Origin of the sequence: Enterobacter roggenkampii (genome assembly GCF_001729805.1) — a bacterium.
GTDB lineage: Bacteria > Pseudomonadota > Gammaproteobacteria > Enterobacterales > Enterobacteriaceae > Enterobacter > Enterobacter roggenkampii.
Genome location: NZ_CP017184.1, coordinates 325,279 through 342,268, shown reverse-complemented (window position 1 = coordinate 342,268; position 16,990 = coordinate 325,279). Strand labels below are relative to the sequence as shown.

Genomic DNA, 16,990 nt, shown 5'->3' with positions numbered 1-16,990 from the left:
TTTGTGGCGCTTTAGTTCTTTATGTATGTGGGGTTTTGCCGGGTGGCGGCTGCGCCTTACCCGGCCTACATTTGACGGTTTGGTAGGCCGGGTAAGCGAAGCGCCACCCGGCGAATGGGCTACACGCACGCTCAATCCTCTTCCAGCAACCGCGCTCCCGTCCCCTGCTCGCCCAGTTTGTCGCCGGGGTTACGCAACGGGCAGTCGCTGCGCGACAGGCAGCCGCAGCCGATACAACCGTCCAGCTCATCACGCAGCGCGACCAGCGTATGGATACGCCTGTCCAGCTCTTCTCGCCACTGGGATGAAAGCTCTTTCCACTCTTTCGGGCTCAGCGTATGCCCTTCCGGCAGCACGCCAAATGCCTCGCCAATGGTAGCCAGGGGAATGCCGATTCGTTGCGCAATTTTGATAATCGCCACGTAGCGGAGCACGTCGCGGGTATAGCGACGCTGGTTGCCGCCGTTGCGGATGCTTTTAATTAACCCTTTGCTTTCATAGAAGTGGAGCGCCGATACCGCAACGCCGCTTCGCTTTGCCACTTCGCCGGGGGTTAACAGCGCTTTAATGCGCGGCAATCTCTTTTCCATAAAACCTCTTTACCTCAAGTTAACTTGAGGAATTATACTCACCCGCAGAGAAAACGACGAATCAACCGAGAAAGTTGTATCTACAGAGGGGCAACCTTATGTCGCATCAGCAGATTATTCAGACGCTTATTGAATGGATTGACGATCATATCGACCAACCGTTGAACATTGATGTGGTCGCGAAAAAGTCGGGCTATTCGAAATGGTATTTACAGAGAATGTTCCGCACGGTCATGCACCAGACGCTGGGTGAGTACATTCGTCAGCGCAGGCTGCTGCTGGCGGCGCAGGCGCTACGCTCAACGCAGCGGCCGATTTTTGATATCGCGATGGATCTTGGCTATGTGTCGCAACAAACCTTTTCCCGCGTGTTTCGCCGCGAGTTTGACCGCACGCCGAGCGACTATCGCCACCAGTTGAATTAATTACTCTCAGTGCAAAGGTTGCTGCTGCCAGGTCATAAATTCCTGGGGCGGCATCGCTTTCGCGAAGTGCCATCCCTGACAAAACTGGACGCCGCGCTTCAACAGCCAGCTCACCTGCTCTGCCGTCTCGACCCCTTCCGCAATGGTTTTCAGCCGCAGGCTTTGCGCCATCTCGATAATATGCTCGGCGATCAGGTGGCTGGTGCTGTTGGTCGTTAAGGTATCGATAAACGATTTATCGATTTTCAGAATATCGACGTTCAGCGAGTAGAGGTTGTGCAGGTTCGAATAGCCGGTACCGAAATCATCGATCGCCACTTCATACCCCGCCTGACGGAAAGCCTGAATCACCGGCGTGGTTTTAGGCACATCGATAAAACCGCGTTCCGTCACTTCAATTTTGATTTGCTGCGCGCGGACGGCGTAGTGGCGAGCCTTCTCAGAAATCATGGCGATCAGCCGCGAGGAGTGGAAATCCGTGGCCGACAGGTTAATCGAAATATAGAGATGCGGATGCTCGGCCAGGAAATGGCCCAAATCGCTGAACACTTCCTCAACGACGTAATCCGTAATCCGCTCGCTCATCCCCTCATTTTCAGCCAGCGGAATAAACTCAGCCGGGCTCATCACCTGACCGTTAAAACCCGGCCAGCGTAACAACGCCTCCGCGCCGACACACCGGTTGTTCTTAATATCAATAATCGGTTGATAGTGCACGCAAAGCTGGCGTTTGTTCAGCGCCCGGTGCAGTAAACGCCCCGGCGAATTAAGCTCACGATGAGTACGGGACCAGACCAGCAAAATAATAATGCTGCAGATCATGCCCAGCGGCAGCGTTAATGTCGCCTGATGATAAAGCGTTTCATAAAAGCGTTTATTCGATGTCGACACGATGGCCGCAATCGGTCTTTTAGGGGATGTGACGATCGTATAAAAGCGGTTATCTTTTTGAAATACCGATTCCTTATCCCGAATCAGCGAATTTAATAACGAAACGTTGGCTTTCTGACTGACGGAAAAGAAAGCATTGGTTACCGTGTCGTATACCCCCCACGAGAGAGAATGATCCGCGGACATGACTTCGCTGTATGAAAGTGGATTAACGACCACTACATAATTTCCGCGCTGCATATATGTCATTTTATAGCCAGTATAAAATGGGGTGTCGCGATAATAATAGATAGCGACGTCAGGTTTTCGCGTGTAATTAGCGACGGGTATGGCGTAGGGTTGATCCGGTGTAAAAACGGTCGAACAAAGAAAATTCTGACCTTCAGCATAAATTAAATCGGCAACAAACAGGCGACCACGAACAACGTTCAACATATATTGACGGTGTCCCGGGGTACAGAGCTCGCCCCGATATTTTTCTGCCTCGTCCCGGGCCAGATCAACCTGTTGTATAACCAGCTCAGTTTTGTCTAAAGCCAGTTCAGCAAATGTCCGTAGCTGGGCGCTTGTTTCAGACACGGCTCTTAGCTGGGCAAACCATAGCGCAAGCATCACCGGCAGCATAACTACCATGATGATCCCTACCACCCTGAGCATCTTGCGCCGCGCGCTACGATTCATTTCCCGCCCTATATCCCTGCATGTTGTACGCCTGTAGTAATGAAGGCCGGATGCTGTGTTAAACAGGTGATTACGTTGCATGAATCATGCGAAGTTAGCAACTGACTTTTCGTATTAAAAATCTTAAATTTCGTTATGACGATAATATTTTCCCGTAAGTGAAACTGTAAGTATTCGTTCCGTTTCAATTAAGGAAAATAATTATCCAGCCCTCGAGGACGGAGGGAAGATAACACAACAGACGATCGTTGATTAAGCCAAACTTCTGGCAGCATGAAAAAAGCGCACCTTTATCATGACGTTTTATGCTATTTACTGTGGGGCATTGTGTGCGTTGATTTATAAATAATCAGTCTTCGCCGCACTATTTTATGATTCGACTGAGCCCCTCTTATAAAAACCGAATTTGAGGTATCACCACTAGCCCGATGGACGTTTCCGGCACGCTGGAGGGCGCCTCCTCGCGCGCCGAAGGCAGGGCCAGCCTGCACACACTCTTTACCTGAGGAATAAAAACCGTTTTTTGATCGCACAGACACTGGCGAATAAATCAACAAATGTGATATAGTTCACACATATTCTGTAACGAGAAACACCGTTTCATTCAGGTCGTCTGTTTTGTAGAGGATGGGTTTATGGCAACCATTACTACCAGCATGGTTCTCCTGCGCTGGCCTTTGTTGAGTGCGGTACTGATGTTTTTGGCCAGCACGCTGAACATTCAGTTTCGTAAATCTGACTACGCGGGTCTCGCTGTCATCAGCACGCTGTTGGGGCTGGGTGCAGCATGTTGGTTTGCAACGGGGCTGCTTGGCATTACCCTGCTGGATATCGCCGCCGTCTGGGAAAATATCAAAGTGGTGATGGTTGAAGCGATGAGTCACACGCCACCAGACTGGCCAATGGTGATTACCTGATCCCTTTATGGAATAAAAAAACCCAGACGATGTCTGGGTTTTTTGTTTGAAGGACGCACAAATCAGAACGGAATGTCGTCGTCGAAATCCATTGGCGGTTCGTTAGACGGCGCCGGAGCAGACTGCTGCTGCGGACGAGACTGCGCGCCGCCGCTGAACTGGTTGCCGCCCTGTGGCTGCTGAGGCTGACCCCAACCGCCCTGCTGCTGGCCGCCACCTGCTGGTGCGCCACCGCCCTGACGGCCACCCAGCATCTGCATGGTGCCGCCGACGTTAACCACGACTTCAGTGGTGTACTTCTCAGCACCGGACTGATCGGTCCATTTGCGGGTACGCAGCTGGCCTTCGATATAGACCTGAGAACCTTTACGCAGATACTCACCGGCCACTTCTGCCAGTTTGCCAAACAGCACAACGCGGTGCCATTCGGTCTGCTCTTTCATCTCACCGGTCGCTTTATCACGCCAGGATTCGGAAGTAGCCAGCGTAATGTTGGCAACTGCGCCACCACTCGGCATGTAGCGTACTTCCGGGTCCTGGCCCAGATTACCGACGAGAATCACCTTGTTTACGCCTCTGCTGGCCATGTTCGTGTCTCCTGAATACGTTTCTTAATAGTGTAAACGCGCGAGTGTACCATTTCCACGCTGCATTTTGATAGCTGCGAGATGGATTCCAGAGTTCTCGTGCGAACATAACATTGTTACACAGTCCGTCAGAAAATGCATTCCAATACTGTATATTCAAACAGGTCAAATTGTGTCATAATTAGCCGTTTCTGACAGCCGTTTGTCCTTCAAACAAACCAGGCAATCCGTGTTCCAACCGGGAAAGGTGAATGGATAAGATCGAAGTTCGGGGCGCCCGCACCCACAATCTCAAGAATATCAACCTCATAATCCCTCGCGACAAACTCATTGTCGTGACCGGGCTTTCGGGGTCTGGCAAATCCTCACTGGCTTTCGACACTCTGTATGCCGAAGGACAGCGCCGTTACGTTGAATCGCTCTCGGCGTACGCGCGTCAGTTCCTGTCGCTGATGGAAAAACCGGATGTCGACCACATTGAAGGGTTGTCTCCTGCTATCTCTATCGAGCAGAAGTCCACGTCGCATAACCCGCGCTCCACGGTCGGTACCATTACTGAAATTCATGACTACCTGCGTCTGCTGTATGCCCGCGTGGGTGAGCCGCGCTGCCCGGACCACGACGTCCCGCTGGCGGCACAGACCGTGAGCCAGATGGTGGATAACGTGCTGTCTCAGCCGGAAGGCAAACGCCTGATGCTGCTGGCGCCAATCATTAAAGAGCGTAAGGGCGAACACACCAAAACGCTGGAGAACCTGGCAAGCCAGGGCTATATCCGCGCCCGTATTGACGGCGAGGTGTGTGACCTGTCCGACCCACCCAAGCTGGAACTGCAGAAGAAGCACACCATCGAGGTGGTGATTGACCGCTTTAAGGTGCGTGACGATCTCGCCACGCGTCTCGCAGAATCGTTTGAAACGGCGCTGGAGCTCTCCGGCGGCACGGCCGTGGTTTCCGACATGGACGACCCGCAGGCGGAAGAGCTGCTCTTCTCCGCCAACTTTGCCTGCCCGATTTGCGGCTACAGCATGCGCGAGCTGGAACCGCGCCTGTTCTCGTTTAACAACCCGGCGGGCGCCTGCCCGACGTGTGACGGTCTGGGCGTCCAGCAGTATTTCGACCCGGACCGCGTGATCCAGAATCCGGAGCTGTCGCTGGCGGGTGGCGCCATTCGCGGCTGGGACAAGCGTAACTTCTATTACTTCCAGATGCTGAAGTCGCTGGCGGAGCACTACAAGTTCGACGTGGAAGCGCCGTGGGCGAGCCTGAGCCCGAACGTACACAAAGTGATCCTGTTCGGTTCTGGCAAAGAGAACATCGAGTTCAAGTATATGAACGATCGCGGCGATACCTCCGTGCGTCGCCACCCGTTCGAAGGGGTGCTGCACAATATGGAGCGCCGCTACAAAGAGACCGAATCCAGCGCGGTGCGCGAGGAGCTGGCGAAGTTCATCAGCAACCGCTCCTGCGCCACCTGCGAGGGCACGCGCCTGCGTCGCGAAGCGCGCCACGTGTTTGTGGAAAATACGGCGCTGCCGACCATCTCAGACATGAGCATCGGCCACGCGATGGACTTCTTCAATAACCTGAAGCTGTCCGGCCAGCGCGCCAAAATTGCCGAAAAAGTCTTGAAAGAGATTGGCGATCGCCTGAAGTTCCTGGTGAACGTCGGCCTGAACTACCTGACGCTTTCACGCTCGGCAGAAACGCTCTCCGGCGGTGAAGCCCAGCGTATTCGTCTGGCGAGCCAGATTGGTGCGGGCCTGGTGGGCGTGATGTACGTGCTCGATGAGCCGTCCATCGGCCTGCACCAGCGCGATAACGAACGTCTGCTCGGCACCCTGGTCCACCTGCGTAACCTCGGCAACACGGTGATTGTGGTCGAGCACGACGAAGACGCGATCCGCGCCGCAGACCACGTGATCGACATCGGCCCGGGCGCTGGCGTGCACGGCGGCCAGGTGGTGGCGGAAGGCACGCTGAAGGACATTATGGCGGTGCCCGAGTCGCTGACCGGCCAGTACATGAGCGGCAAGCGCAAGATTGAAGTACCAAAACAGCGCGTGGCGGCGAACCCGGGAAAAGTGCTGAAGCTGACCGGCGCGCGCGGCAACAACCTGAAAGACGTTACCCTGACGCTGCCGGTGGGCCTGTTTACCTGTATCACCGGCGTGTCCGGTTCCGGTAAATCGACGCTGATCAACGATACGCTGTTCCCGATTGCGCAGACGGCGCTGAACGGCGCGACGCTGGCCGAACCTGCACCGTACCGTGACATTCAGGGGCTGGAACATTTCGATAAGGTTATCGATATCGACCAGAGCCCGATTGGCCGTACGCCACGCTCTAACCCGGCAACCTATACCGGTGTTTTCACGCCCGTACGTGAACTGTTTGCCGGTGTGCCGGAAGCGCGTTCACGTGGCTACACGCCGGGACGTTTCAGCTTTAACGTGCGCGGCGGCCGCTGTGAAGCCTGCCAGGGCGACGGCGTGATCAAGGTTGAGATGCACTTCCTGCCGGATATCTACGTGCCGTGCGACCAGTGCAAAGGCAAGCGCTATAACCGCGAAACGCTGGAGATTAAGTACAAAGGCAAGACCATTCACGAAGTGCTGGATATGACCATCGAAGAGGCGCGCGAGTTCTTTGACGCCGTTCCCGCGCTGGCGCGTAAGCTGCAGACGCTGATGGACGTCGGCCTGACCTACATTCGTCTGGGGCAGTCCGCCACGACGCTGTCCGGCGGTGAAGCGCAGCGCGTGAAGCTGGCGCGCGAGCTGTCAAAACGCGGTACCGGCCAGACGCTGTATATCCTGGATGAGCCGACCACCGGTCTGCACTTTGCCGACATCCAGCAGCTGCTGGACGTGCTGCATCAGCTGCGCGATCAGGGCAACACCATCGTGGTCATCGAGCATAACCTGGACGTGATTAAAACCGCGGACTGGATTGTCGATCTTGGCCCGGAAGGCGGCAGCGGCGGCGGTGAAATCCTCGTCTCCGGTACGCCAGAGACCGTTGCAGAGTGCGAAGCCTCGCACACCGCGCGCTTCCTTAAACCGTTGCTGTAATTGTCACACGGAGAGTTGCTGTCGGGTCGTTTCCGGCAGCAGCTCAACCGCCTGCTGATAGGACGCGTCCACCAGGTAGTAAATTTGCGAGCCTGGAATCGATCCATCCAGATAGACGGTGCTCCAGTGCGCCTTATTGAGGTGCTGGCTCGGCCTCACGTCATCATGCTGCTGACGCAGTAAATCCGCCAGTTCAGGGCTGGTTTTCAGCGACGCCGCCGGACGGCCCTCCACCTCTTTCACCATCGCAAACAGCACATCCCCCACCTTAACCTGCGTGGCTTTCCAGTCGCTATGGACGCTCTGCTCCGCGCCGGGCTTGCTCATGCAGTACTGAAGTATCTCCGAAATTGTCATCTTTATTCCCCTTGTAGCGTGGCGATAATTTTACGCGAACCACCGTGAATGCGATGCTCTCCCAGCCAGATCCCCTGCCACGTGCCCAACAGCAGCCGTCCGTTGTGGACCGGCAGCATCAGCGATACGCCCAGCAGGGAAGATTTGATATGCGAAGGCATATCGTCCGCCCCCTCATAGTCATGCTCGTAGGGCGCGTTGTCCGGGACGCTCTTCAGAAAATGACGCTCCATGTCAGACCGGACGGTGGGATCGCAATTTTCATTCAGCGTGAGAGAGGCTGACGTGTGCTGAAGCAGCAGATGCAGCAAACCCGTTTTGACCCGCGACAGGTCGCGGAGCTGCCCGATGACTTCATCCGTCACCAGGTGAAAACCGCGTGGTTTAGCGCTTAAGGTCAGGGTCTGTTGGTACCACATCTGCTGCTCCGTAATGAAAAATGAATCTTTCTAAGTGTGCAGCAAGAAGGCGAAAGGTAAAACCCGCAGCAGCGAGATTTGATTAAAAAAGAGTCAAACTCGCTGCCAGAGGCTTAATACTCCGAGTTGACGATCACCTCTTCACCAAACTTTCCGGCCATCGGCAGCGGTCGATAGGTCGAGTTAGACGCGCGTAACACCCTGATCCCTCTGGCACCTGCATCCTGCGCGGCGGTAATGTCGTTATCCGAATCGCCATAAAACACTTTGATGTTTTTCTTTTCCAGCCACTGGATTTTGGTGTTTTGCCCCTCTTTGTCACCCGCAAAAATGACCGGATTCATATTGGCAGCCGGGATCTGGAAATCGTCCTGCAGTGTTCTGGAGACGGTTTCCGTTTTGGTCTGGCTACGGCCGGTAACGAAGTAAATGCTGTCACCGCGCTTAACGTGCATAGCAATAAGCGCCCGGGCGACCTCTTTCGGGATGCTGTAATCGTCCCAGCCGTTATTCATTTTTTCCCAGAACTCCGGATTCTTCAGATACGCTTCGCTGTCCGGTGAATACATTTTTTTGCCGCGCCAGAAGCCAGGGCTTGAGAACAGCACGGTATCGTCAATGTCGAAGCCCACGGCCATTGGCGCGCGTCCCATCAGGCTGTTTTCGATTTGGGCCACGGAGACCCAGTGAATGGGCGCCTGTTCGGCAAGCATGGCGGCGGTGGTGCCGGTGTAAAGCGGCGTCGGCGCCGAGGCACGTGCGACGACGGCGCTATTAAGTGAGAACAATAAGCAGGCGGCGCTGAGCGCCAGTGTGATCTTGCGCATATTTTCCCCTGAATATTCAGCTTGTTATCGTTTTATTTTGAGTGAATGGTCAAAAAACTATCCGACCTTAACCCCAGCGGAAGGTGAAGGGAAGGAGTTTTTGCTTATGAAGCGGAATAAAAAGAAGACGATCACAAAGTGTGGATGAGTGATGTAGGCCCGGTAAGGCGCAGGCGCAGCCGCCACCGGGCAAGATTTTCTGCGGCCTGATGCCCTCTCCCACAGGGAGAGGGCGATAATAAGTAGTGAGTACTTACATCACAGCTGCAAACGCCTGCGCCACGCGTTGAAAGTTGCTGGCATTCAGGCCCGCCACGCACATACGGCCGCTGGCGATCAGGTAGACACCGAACTCTTCGCGCAGGCGATCGACCTGTGCCGCGCTCAGTCCGGTATAGCTGAACATCCCGCACTGCTTGAGCAGATAATCAAAGTTATGCCCTGGCACAGCCTCTTTCAGGACGTTAACCAGCGCCTGACGCATCGAAAGGATGCGCTTACGCATCGCTTCCACTTCGGCAAGCCAGGACGCTTTCAGCGTTTCGTCACCGAGAACCGTCGCCACCACCTGAGCACCAAAGTTTGGCGGGCTGGAGTAGATACGGCGCACCGTCGCTTTCAGCTGGCCCAGCACGCGGCCCGCCGCTTCGGCGTCTTCACACACCACGGACAGGCCACCAACGCGTTCACCGTACAGGGAGAAGATTTTAGAGAAGGAGTTACTCACCAGAACAGGCAGCCCCGCGCTGGCAGCGGCGCGGATGGCATAGGCGTCTTCTTCCATACCTGCGCCAAAGCCCTGATAGGCAATGTCGAGGAACGGGATTAGGTCGCGGGTCTTCAGCACCTCGATCACCGCATCCCACTGGGCATGGGTGAGATCCGCCCCGGTTGGGTTATGGCAGCATGGGTGCAGCAGCACAATACTGCGCGCTGGCAGCGTGTTCAGCTTTTCCAGCAGCGCGTCAACGCGCACGCCGTTCGTTTCGCTGTCGAACCACGGATAGGTCGCCACCTTAAAGCCCGCGCCCTCGAAGATCGCAACGTGGTTTTCCCACGTCGGGTCGCTGACCCATACGCCTGAATCCGGGAAGTATTTTTTCAGGAAGTCTGCACCCACTTTCAGCGCACCCGAGCCGCCCAGCGTCTGGATAGTCGCCACGCGTTTTTGCGCGAGCACAGCGTGATCGGCGCCGAACAGCAGCGGTGCAATGGTGTTGCGATAAGCGTTTAGCCCTTCCATCGGCAGATACAGAGACGCGCCGTGTGGAACCGCGTTCAGACGCGCTTCGGCTTCGGCAACGGCTTTTAATTGAGGAATAATGCCCTCCTCGTTGTAATACAGACCGATGCTGAGGTTCACTTTGTCGCTGCGAGGATCTTCTTTGAAACGCTCCATTAAGGAGAGGATAGGGTCGCCGGCATAGGCGTCAACTTTCTGAAACACGCGATGGTTCTCCGGAATTCGATGAGGCAGGGATTTCAACAATAAACCGGAAGCAGATGAAGGTCGAGAGCGATATCAGATCGGTCCCTGGATATATCGGCAAATGTGATCGATTCGCTCAGGCAGTGAGCCCCGCACGCGCAGAAAAGGAATATTTCGTGCCGACAGCTCTGCTTCATACCATACTTGCTGTCGGTGGCGAAACGCCTCGCCCTGCCGGGTGCCATCCTGCACAAACGGAAATTCATCTCCGCAAAGTACGACCAGTGCATAGTCTCGTTCAGCTAACTCCTTTAACGCCTGCGGCGCGCTGCCAAACTGATCGAGTGCGTAAAACAGGGTCGTTAAAGGTGAGGTATCACAGACCAGATAAGGCGCCGTGCAGGCTAATGCTTCCCGACGTACTTGCTCGCGGGCAATATGCAGCAAATCCTCCCGATCCAGGATACCGTTCTTCGCTTCCCAGTGTTCACGGCCATACTCTGCAACGTACGGAACGTTTAGCGTCTGCGCCAGAGCCTTTGCTAACGTGCTTTTGCCCGTCGATTCTCCACCTAATAAGCAGATACGAAAAACAAAGCTGCGGTACACCTCTGGGGACATCATCTTACGATAACGATGAACATCAGAACGGATGAGCGTTCCCGAAGGGGCCTCTGGTCCCCGTTGACGCTGGAGACGCACGTGCGCAACCGGTCGTCCGAAACGCTGGCTCAGGACAGCAGCAAACCCGTCTCCATAGTCTTCGGCAGTAAATACCGCCTCTGGCTGACAGTGCAAAATGTCCTCACACAGCGTTGCAACATAATGCCGGTGAAGATCGTCATCAGCGTCATTCGGTGGCGGTGGCGCAAGGCTATATGCAGCCAACACATGCGGCGAAAGCACGAGGTGGCGACATTGCGGAAAGCGCGTTGTTAACCAGTTAAGCCGCTTTTCAGGTTCGTAACCGCGTATTTCCGGCGACGAATAGCTGATGATACAGACCGTCTCGCACTGCTCAAGTGCCGTATTGATAAGCGCTTCATGGCCTGCATGTAATGGTGCGAATTTGCCTACCACCAGGCCGTTGGCATACAGCGTCATTGCGCACGGATCTCCTTGCGCCACTGATACAGTCCGTGCCACGCATTAAACCAAAACACCAGATATAAACCGGCGGTCAGGTACAGTTCTCTCGTCGCGTACAGCGGTACTGCCAGCGTGTTAACGGCAAGCCAGATGTACCAGTTTTCCAGACGCCGTCCCATCAACATAAACTGAGCAAGAATGCTGAATGTCAAAATGATGGAGTCCAGCCAGGGGGCCCATGCATTGGTATAGAGATGCAATATCCACCCGTACGCCGCTGCTACGCTTACGGCGCAGGCTAAAAGCATAAAAAAATGACCCGGTCTGGTACGACGAACAGGCAAGACCTCTCCATGATTGCCTTTAAGCCAATGCAGCCAGCCGGTTATGCTCGTTATGATGAAAAAGAACTGAAGGGTAACGTCAGCATAAAGCTGCACAGAATAGAAGACCCAGGCATAAAGCCCGCTACCGATGATGCCTATCCACCACGTATGGATATTGTTTCTGGCGGCCAGCCAGACGGAGAGAGCATAGGCCAGACATGCAGCGATTTCTGAAGGGGACATTATCCTTCCCTGGAATGAAATGTTAGTCGAGGTACTTCATCGCCACCCGCGACGTCAGGCGGGTGATAAGTTCGTAAGCACTCACTTTAGTGATTTCAGCAATACGTTCAACGGGTAAACCTTCCCCCCACATCACCACATCGTCGCCGGGTTTATCCTGCGCTTCTGGCCCCAGATCGACGCAAATCATGTCCATCGCCACGCGGCCAACGATCTTCACCTCGCGACCGTTAACCAGCACCGGCGTACCCGTTGGTGCAGCGCGCGGATAGCCGTCGCCGTAGCCCATCGCCACCACGCCGAGACGCGTGTCGCGCTCGCTGGTCCAGGTGCCACCATAGCCCACCGGTTCACCGGCTTTGTGTTCACGCACGGCAATCAGAGTAGACACCAGAGACATGACTGGCTGGAAACCCATGTCCGGTCCCCAGGGTTTATTCTCCAGCGGCGACACGCCGTAAAGAATGATGCCCGGTCGCGCCCAGTCGAAATGCGACTGCGGCCACAGCAGAATACCGCCGGATGCGGCGATCGAGCGCATCCCCGGCTTGCCTTCGCAGAAGGTATTAAAGATATCCAGCTGTCGCTCGGTCGCACCGCACTCGGGCTCATCGGCACGGGCGAAGTGGCTGACAATATTCACCGGCTGGCGCACGTTTTTGCACCGGCATAAACGCTGATAAAACGCTTCGGCGCTTTCCGGACGTACGCCCAGACGGTGCATGCCCGTATCAAGCTTCATCCACACGGTCACCGGCTCGCTCAGCTCAGCGGTTTCCAGCGCGGCCAGCTGTTCTTCGTTGTGTACCGCCGTGTGCAGATGCTGATCCGCGATAGTTGGCAGATCGGCGGCTTCGAAAAAGCCTTCGAGGAGCAGAATCGGCTGGGTAATCCCCCCGCGCGCAGGCGGAGGGCTTCTTCAAGACGGGCGACGCCAAAGGCGTCGGCATCGGGGAGCGTTCGCGCGGTCTCAAGAAGACCGTGTCCGTAAGCGTTCGCTTTCACGACTGCAACGAGCTTGCTGGCGGGTGCCAGTTCACGCAGACGTTGCAGGTTGTGTCGCAGAGCGCGGCGGTTAATGACAACAGTTGCCGCTTGCATTTGAATTCCTTAGAAATTACTCATCATCATATTGAGGACCGGCATAGTTGTCGAAACGCGACCACTGGCCGTTAAAGGTCAGACGCACCGTCCCGATCGGGCCGTTACGTTGTTTACCAATAATAATTTCGGCGATCCCTTTCAGGTCGCTGTTCTCGTGATAAACCTCATCACGGTAGATAAACATGATTAAGTCGGCATCCTGCTCGATCGAGCCGGATTCACGCAGGTCGGAGTTGACCGGACGTTTGTCGGCACGTTGTTCCAGAGAGCGGTTAAGCTGCGACAGCGCCACCACCGGCACGTGCAGCTCTTTGGCTAACGCCTTGAGCGAGCGGGAAATTTCGGCGATCTCCAGCGTACGGTTGTCGGAGAGCGACGGGACGCGCATCAGCTGAAGGTAGTCGATCATGATAAGGCCGATACCGCCGTGTTCGCGGGCGATACGACGCGCGCGGGAACGGACTTCCGTCGGCGTCAGGCCGGAGGAGTCATCAATATAGATGTTACGTTTTTCCAGCAGAATGCCCATGGTGCCGGAGATGCGCGCCCAGTCCTCATCGTCGAGCTGACCGGTACGGATGCGGGTCTGGTCCACGCGCGACAGCGATGCCAGAGAACGCATCATGATCTGCTCTGAGGGCATCTCAAGGCTGAAAATCAGTACCGGCTTATCCTGCAACATCGCCGCATTTTCGACGAGGTTCATCGCAAATGTCGTTTTACCCATCGACGGACGCGCGGCGACGATAATCAAATCCGACGGCTGCAGACCGGCGGTTTTCTTGTTGAGATCGTCATAGCCGGTGTTCACCCCGGTCACACCGTCGTGCGGCTGCTGGAACAGCTGTTCGATACGGGCAACGGTGGCGTCGAGGACGTCGGCGATATTTTTGGGGCCTTCGTCTTTGTTGGCGCGGCTTTCGGCGATTTTGAAGACGCGAGACTCGGCAAGGTCGAGCAGGTCTTCACTGGTGCGACCCTGCGGATCAAAACCCGCTTCGGCGATCTCATTCGCCACCGAGATCATCTCGCGGACAACGGCGCGTTCACGCACGATGTCAGCATAAGCGCTGATGTTCGCCGCACTTGGCGTGTTTTTTGACAGTTCTGCCAGATAGGCAAACCCGCCGACGCTGTCCAGCTGTCCCTGACGCTCCAGCGATTCCGCGAGCGTGATCAGGTCAATCGGGCTACCCGACTCCTGCAGGCGCGCCATTTCGGTAAAGATATGACGGTGCGGACGGGTGTAGAAATCCTCAGACACCACGCGCTCGGCGACGTCGTCCCAGCGCTCGTTATCCAGCATTAAACCGCCCAACACCGACTGTTCCGCTTCAATCGAGTGCGGCGGGACTTTTAACCCTGCGACCTGGAAATCACGCTCGCGAGGTTCAGTCTGTTTGTTGAAGGGTTTGTTTCCTGCCATAGTGAATGGAGTTACCGAGATAAAGAGTGGGTCGAAAGATTACCACATTCTGGAGGAAGCATGGCAACACGTATTGAATTTCACAAGCATGGTGGCCCTGACGTACTCAACGCGGTGGAGTTCACCCCCACCGCGCCTGGCGAAAACGAAGTGCAGGTTGAAAACAAAGCCATCGGCATAAACTACATCGACACCTATATTCGCGGCGGGCTCTACCCGCCTCCGTCGATGCCGAGTGGACTGGGCACCGAGGCGGCCGGCGTCGTCGTCAAAGTGGGCAGCGCGGTTAAGCATATTAAAGAAGGCGACCGCGTGGTGTACGCGCAATCTCCGCTGGGCGCTTACAGCTCCGTCCACAACGTCCCGGCGGATAAAGCCGCCCTGCTGCCCAACGCCATCTCCTTTGAGCAGGCGGCGGCCTCCTTTCTGAAAGGTTTAACCGTTTACTACCTGCTGCGCAAAACCTATGAAATTAAACCCGACGAGCAGTTCCTGTTTCATGCCGCGGCGGGTGGCGTCGGACTCATCGCCTGTCAGTGGGCAAAAGCGCTGGGCGCAAAACTGATCGGCACCGTGGGCAATGCCCAAAAAGCCCAGCGCGCGCTGCAGGCGGGCGCCTGGCAGGTGATTAACTACCGTGAAGAGAGCATTGTCGAACGGCTGAAGGAGATCACCAGCGGCAAAAAGGTGCGCGTGGTGTATGACTCGGTAGGGAAAGATACCTGGGAAGCGTCGCTGGACTGCCTGCAGCGTCGTGGGCTGATGGTGAGCTTCGGGAATGCGTCAGGTGCTGTCACCGGCGTGAATCTGGGCATCCTTAACCAGAAAGGCTCGCTGTACGTCACGCGCCCTTCCCTGCAAGGCTACATCACCAACCGGGAAGAACTTGAGGAAGCCAGCAACGAGCTGTTCTCGCTGATCGCCAGCGGCGTCATTAAGGTGGATGTGGCAGAAGCGCAGAAATACCCGCTAGCCGACGCGCAGCGCGCGCATGAGGTGCTGGAGAGCCGGGCAACGCAGGGATCGAGCTTGTTGATTCCCTGAGCCCCAAAAAGAAATTGGGCTTCCCGTGGGAAGCCCTTTCTTTTTTTAGTTCGGCTGTATGTAGGGTACAGCGCGATGAATTCTTTAACGGCAGTCATAGTGACAGATTCGATAAGTAAATCCTATTCTGTTCTAAGCCAGGCTGCCGGAAAAGTTACAACTCTGTGACGAACCCCTCAATACCTTAGTAACGGAAGCGGTTATTGCGCTGATAACTGGGCACTTTTGGCGATTTAATCGCCCGTATCACCCATACCACCGCCACGGCCAGCAGTAACCACGGCAGCAGTTTGATCGTCAGGGCAAACAATCCGCCAATAAACATGACGACCGTCGCCACCACGATAGCCGCCAGAATGCCGAGCAGCGAAATGCCCGTTGCTAACAGCATGACAAAAAAGCCAATCACAAAAAGTAGTTCCAGCATGGTGCTCTCCCACGAGTTCCCGAATGATGCAGCAAACATTACAAGAATCATGCCAGACATAACGTGTTGTTCTTAAAGCAAAACGCCCCGCGAGAATTCGCAGGGCGTGGTGAATTTGACGAACTTTTAGCGAAAGTTATCGCTTGTCCGCCACCAGGCGCAACGCATGTTCCAGCACCTCAATATCGGCCCCGGCTTTATGGGCGTTTTCGCTCAGGTAGCGACGCCACTGACGCGCGCCCGGAATGCCCTGGAACAGCCCAAGCATATGGCGAGTGATATGGCCGAGATACGTACCGTTGCTCAGCTCGCGTTCAATGTAAGGATACATCGCACGCACGACGCCAACCGGATCGGTGTCTGCACCTTCGATGCCAAAGATTTCGCGATCGACCGTCGCCAGAATGCCCGGGTTCTGATACGCCTCGCGCCCGACCATCACCCCATCCATATGTTCAAGATGCGCTTTGGCCTCTTCCAGCGACTTGATGCCGCCGTTAATGGACATGGTCAGGTGAGGGAAGTCACGCTTCAGCTGATACACGCGCGGGTAGTCCAGCGGCGGGATTTCACGGTTCTCTTTCGGGCTCAGGCCGGAGAGCCAGGCTTTTCGCGCATGGATGATGAACATCTCGCATTCGCCCTTGCCGGAGACCGTATTGATGAAATCGCACAGGAATTCGTAGCTGTCCTGGTCGTCAATGCCGATGCGGGTTTTGACCGTCACCGGAATGGAAACGACGTCGCGCATCGCCTTGATACAGTCCGCCACCAGCTGCGCGTTCCCCATCAGGCAGGCGCCGAACATGCCGTTTTGCACGCGATCGGACGGGCAGCCAACGTTGAGGTTGATCTCGTCGTAGCCGCGCGCTTCAGCCAGCTTCGCGCACTGCGCCAGGGCGGCCGGATCGCTGCCGCCCAGCTGCAGGGCAACCGGATGCTCTTCTTCGCTATAGGCCAGATAGTCGCCCTTGCCGTGAATGATTGCGCCTGTGGTCACCATTTCGGTGTACAGCAGCGTATGGCGGGAGAGCTGGCGCAGGAAATAGCGGCAGTGTCTGTCCGTCCAGTCGAGCATCGGCGCAATGGAAAAACGGTGTGCAGGGAAAGCGGTCTGTAATTCTGACGACATGG

General features: G+C 55.7%; 16 protein-coding genes and 1 pseudogene. 4 read left to right on the top strand and 13 right to left on the bottom strand.

The genetic code is table 11. From position 1 onward, the window contains the following. Positions 1-131: 131 nt before the first annotated feature. Positions 132-590: a redox-sensitive transcriptional activator SoxR gene (gene soxR, locus BFV67_RS01565; RefSeq protein WP_008503388.1), complete on the bottom strand. Its 459-nt coding sequence runs from the start codon at positions 588-590 to the stop codon at positions 132-134. A 98-nt stretch (positions 591-688) separates the two neighbouring features. On the opposite strand from soxR, the gene soxS reads away from it, so the two are divergent. Beyond that, positions 689-1,015, top strand: a complete 327-nt coding sequence (soxS, locus tag BFV67_RS01560) for a superoxide response transcriptional regulator SoxS (RefSeq protein WP_008503387.1) — start codon at positions 689-691, stop codon at positions 1,013-1,015. Positions 1,016-1,021: 6 nt separating this feature from the next. On the opposite strand, the gene BFV67_RS01555 is transcribed toward soxS, so the two are convergent. After that, entirely contained in the window at positions 1,022-2,587 is a 1,566-nt protein-coding gene (locus BFV67_RS01555) for an EAL domain-containing protein (protein ID WP_023293514.1), read from the bottom strand. A 635-nt stretch (positions 2,588-3,222) separates the two neighbouring features. Here BFV67_RS01555 and BFV67_RS01550 point away from each other — a divergent pair. After that, positions 3,223-3,504, top strand: coding sequence for a YjcB family protein (locus BFV67_RS01550; protein ID WP_008503385.1), 282 nt, complete (start codon positions 3,223-3,225; stop codon positions 3,502-3,504). Between the two features lie 62 nt (positions 3,505-3,566). Here the strand turns inward: BFV67_RS01550 and ssb1 are convergent, their stop codons facing one another. Next, the gene (ssb1, locus tag BFV67_RS01545; protein ID WP_008503384.1) at positions 3,567-4,091 is read right to left on the bottom strand and encodes a single-stranded DNA-binding protein SSB1; all 525 of its coding nucleotides are present in this window, start codon (positions 4,089-4,091) and stop codon (positions 3,567-3,569) included. Positions 4,092-4,342: 251 nt separating this feature from the next. Here ssb1 and uvrA point away from each other — a divergent pair, with 251 nt between their 5' ends. Beyond that, positions 4,343-7,165 (top strand): excinuclease ABC subunit UvrA, encoded by a 2,823-nt coding sequence (uvrA, locus tag BFV67_RS01540; protein WP_069597764.1) that lies wholly within the window; start codon positions 4,343-4,345, stop codon positions 7,163-7,165. A 3-nt stretch (positions 7,166-7,168) separates the two neighbouring features. Here the strand turns inward: uvrA and BFV67_RS01535 are convergent, their stop codons facing one another. From BFV67_RS01535 to dnaB, 8 genes and pseudogenes are all read right to left on the bottom strand, one after another. Continuing rightward, positions 7,169-7,522, bottom strand: coding sequence for an MmcQ/YjbR family DNA-binding protein (locus tag BFV67_RS01535; RefSeq protein WP_008503382.1), 354 nt, complete (start codon positions 7,520-7,522; stop codon positions 7,169-7,171). Between the two features lie 2 nt (positions 7,523-7,524). Beyond that, positions 7,525-7,941 carry a secondary thiamine-phosphate synthase enzyme YjbQ gene (locus BFV67_RS01530; RefSeq protein WP_008503381.1) on the bottom strand — a complete coding sequence of 139 codons (417 nt, stop codon included), beginning with the start codon at positions 7,939-7,941 and terminating at the stop codon, positions 7,525-7,527. 113 nt (positions 7,942-8,054) lie between these two features. Next, entirely contained in the window at positions 8,055-8,768 is a 714-nt protein-coding gene (gene aphA / locus BFV67_RS01525) for an acid phosphatase AphA (protein WP_023293517.1), read from the bottom strand. A 253-nt stretch (positions 8,769-9,021) separates the two neighbouring features. Then, positions 9,022-10,215 carry an aromatic amino acid transaminase gene (gene tyrB, locus BFV67_RS01520; RefSeq protein WP_069597763.1) on the bottom strand — a complete coding sequence of 398 codons (1,194 nt, stop codon included), beginning with the start codon at positions 10,213-10,215 and terminating at the stop codon, positions 9,022-9,024. 75 nt (positions 10,216-10,290) lie between these two features. Further along, the gene (locus BFV67_RS01515) at positions 10,291-11,301 is read right to left on the bottom strand and encodes an AAA family ATPase (RefSeq protein ID WP_032675779.1); all 1,011 of its coding nucleotides are present in this window, start codon (positions 11,299-11,301) and stop codon (positions 10,291-10,293) included. Next, a complete protein-coding gene (gene pnuC / locus BFV67_RS01510) occupies positions 11,298-11,855 on the bottom strand; it encodes a nicotinamide riboside transporter PnuC (protein WP_023293520.1) in 558 nt (185 codons plus the stop codon). Before pnuC ends, BFV67_RS01515 begins: the two co-directional genes overlap by 4 nt. Before the next feature lie 22 nt (positions 11,856-11,877). Beyond that, positions 11,878-12,956: pseudogene (gene alr / locus BFV67_RS01505) on the bottom strand (alanine racemase). A gap of 16 nt (positions 12,957-12,972) precedes the next feature. Next, a complete protein-coding gene (dnaB, locus tag BFV67_RS01500) occupies positions 12,973-14,385 on the bottom strand; it encodes a replicative DNA helicase (RefSeq protein ID WP_008503375.1) in 1,413 nt (470 codons plus the stop codon). A 60-nt stretch (positions 14,386-14,445) separates the two neighbouring features. Here dnaB and BFV67_RS01495 point away from each other — a divergent pair, with 60 nt between their 5' ends. Then, positions 14,446-15,429 carry a quinone oxidoreductase gene (locus BFV67_RS01495; protein WP_008503374.1) on the top strand — a complete coding sequence of 328 codons (984 nt, stop codon included), beginning with the start codon at positions 14,446-14,448 and terminating at the stop codon, positions 15,427-15,429. 184 nt (positions 15,430-15,613) lie between these two features. On the opposite strand, the gene pspG is transcribed toward BFV67_RS01495, so the two are convergent. Then, on the bottom strand, positions 15,614-15,856 hold the full coding sequence (gene pspG, locus BFV67_RS01490; protein WP_008503373.1) for an envelope stress response protein PspG: 243 nt from the start codon (positions 15,854-15,856) through the stop codon (positions 15,614-15,616). A 136-nt stretch (positions 15,857-15,992) separates the two neighbouring features. After that, entirely contained in the window at positions 15,993-16,988 is a 996-nt protein-coding gene (gene dusA, locus BFV67_RS01485) for a tRNA dihydrouridine(20/20a) synthase DusA (RefSeq protein WP_023293522.1), read from the bottom strand. Between the last annotated feature and the right edge of the window lie 2 nt (positions 16,989-16,990).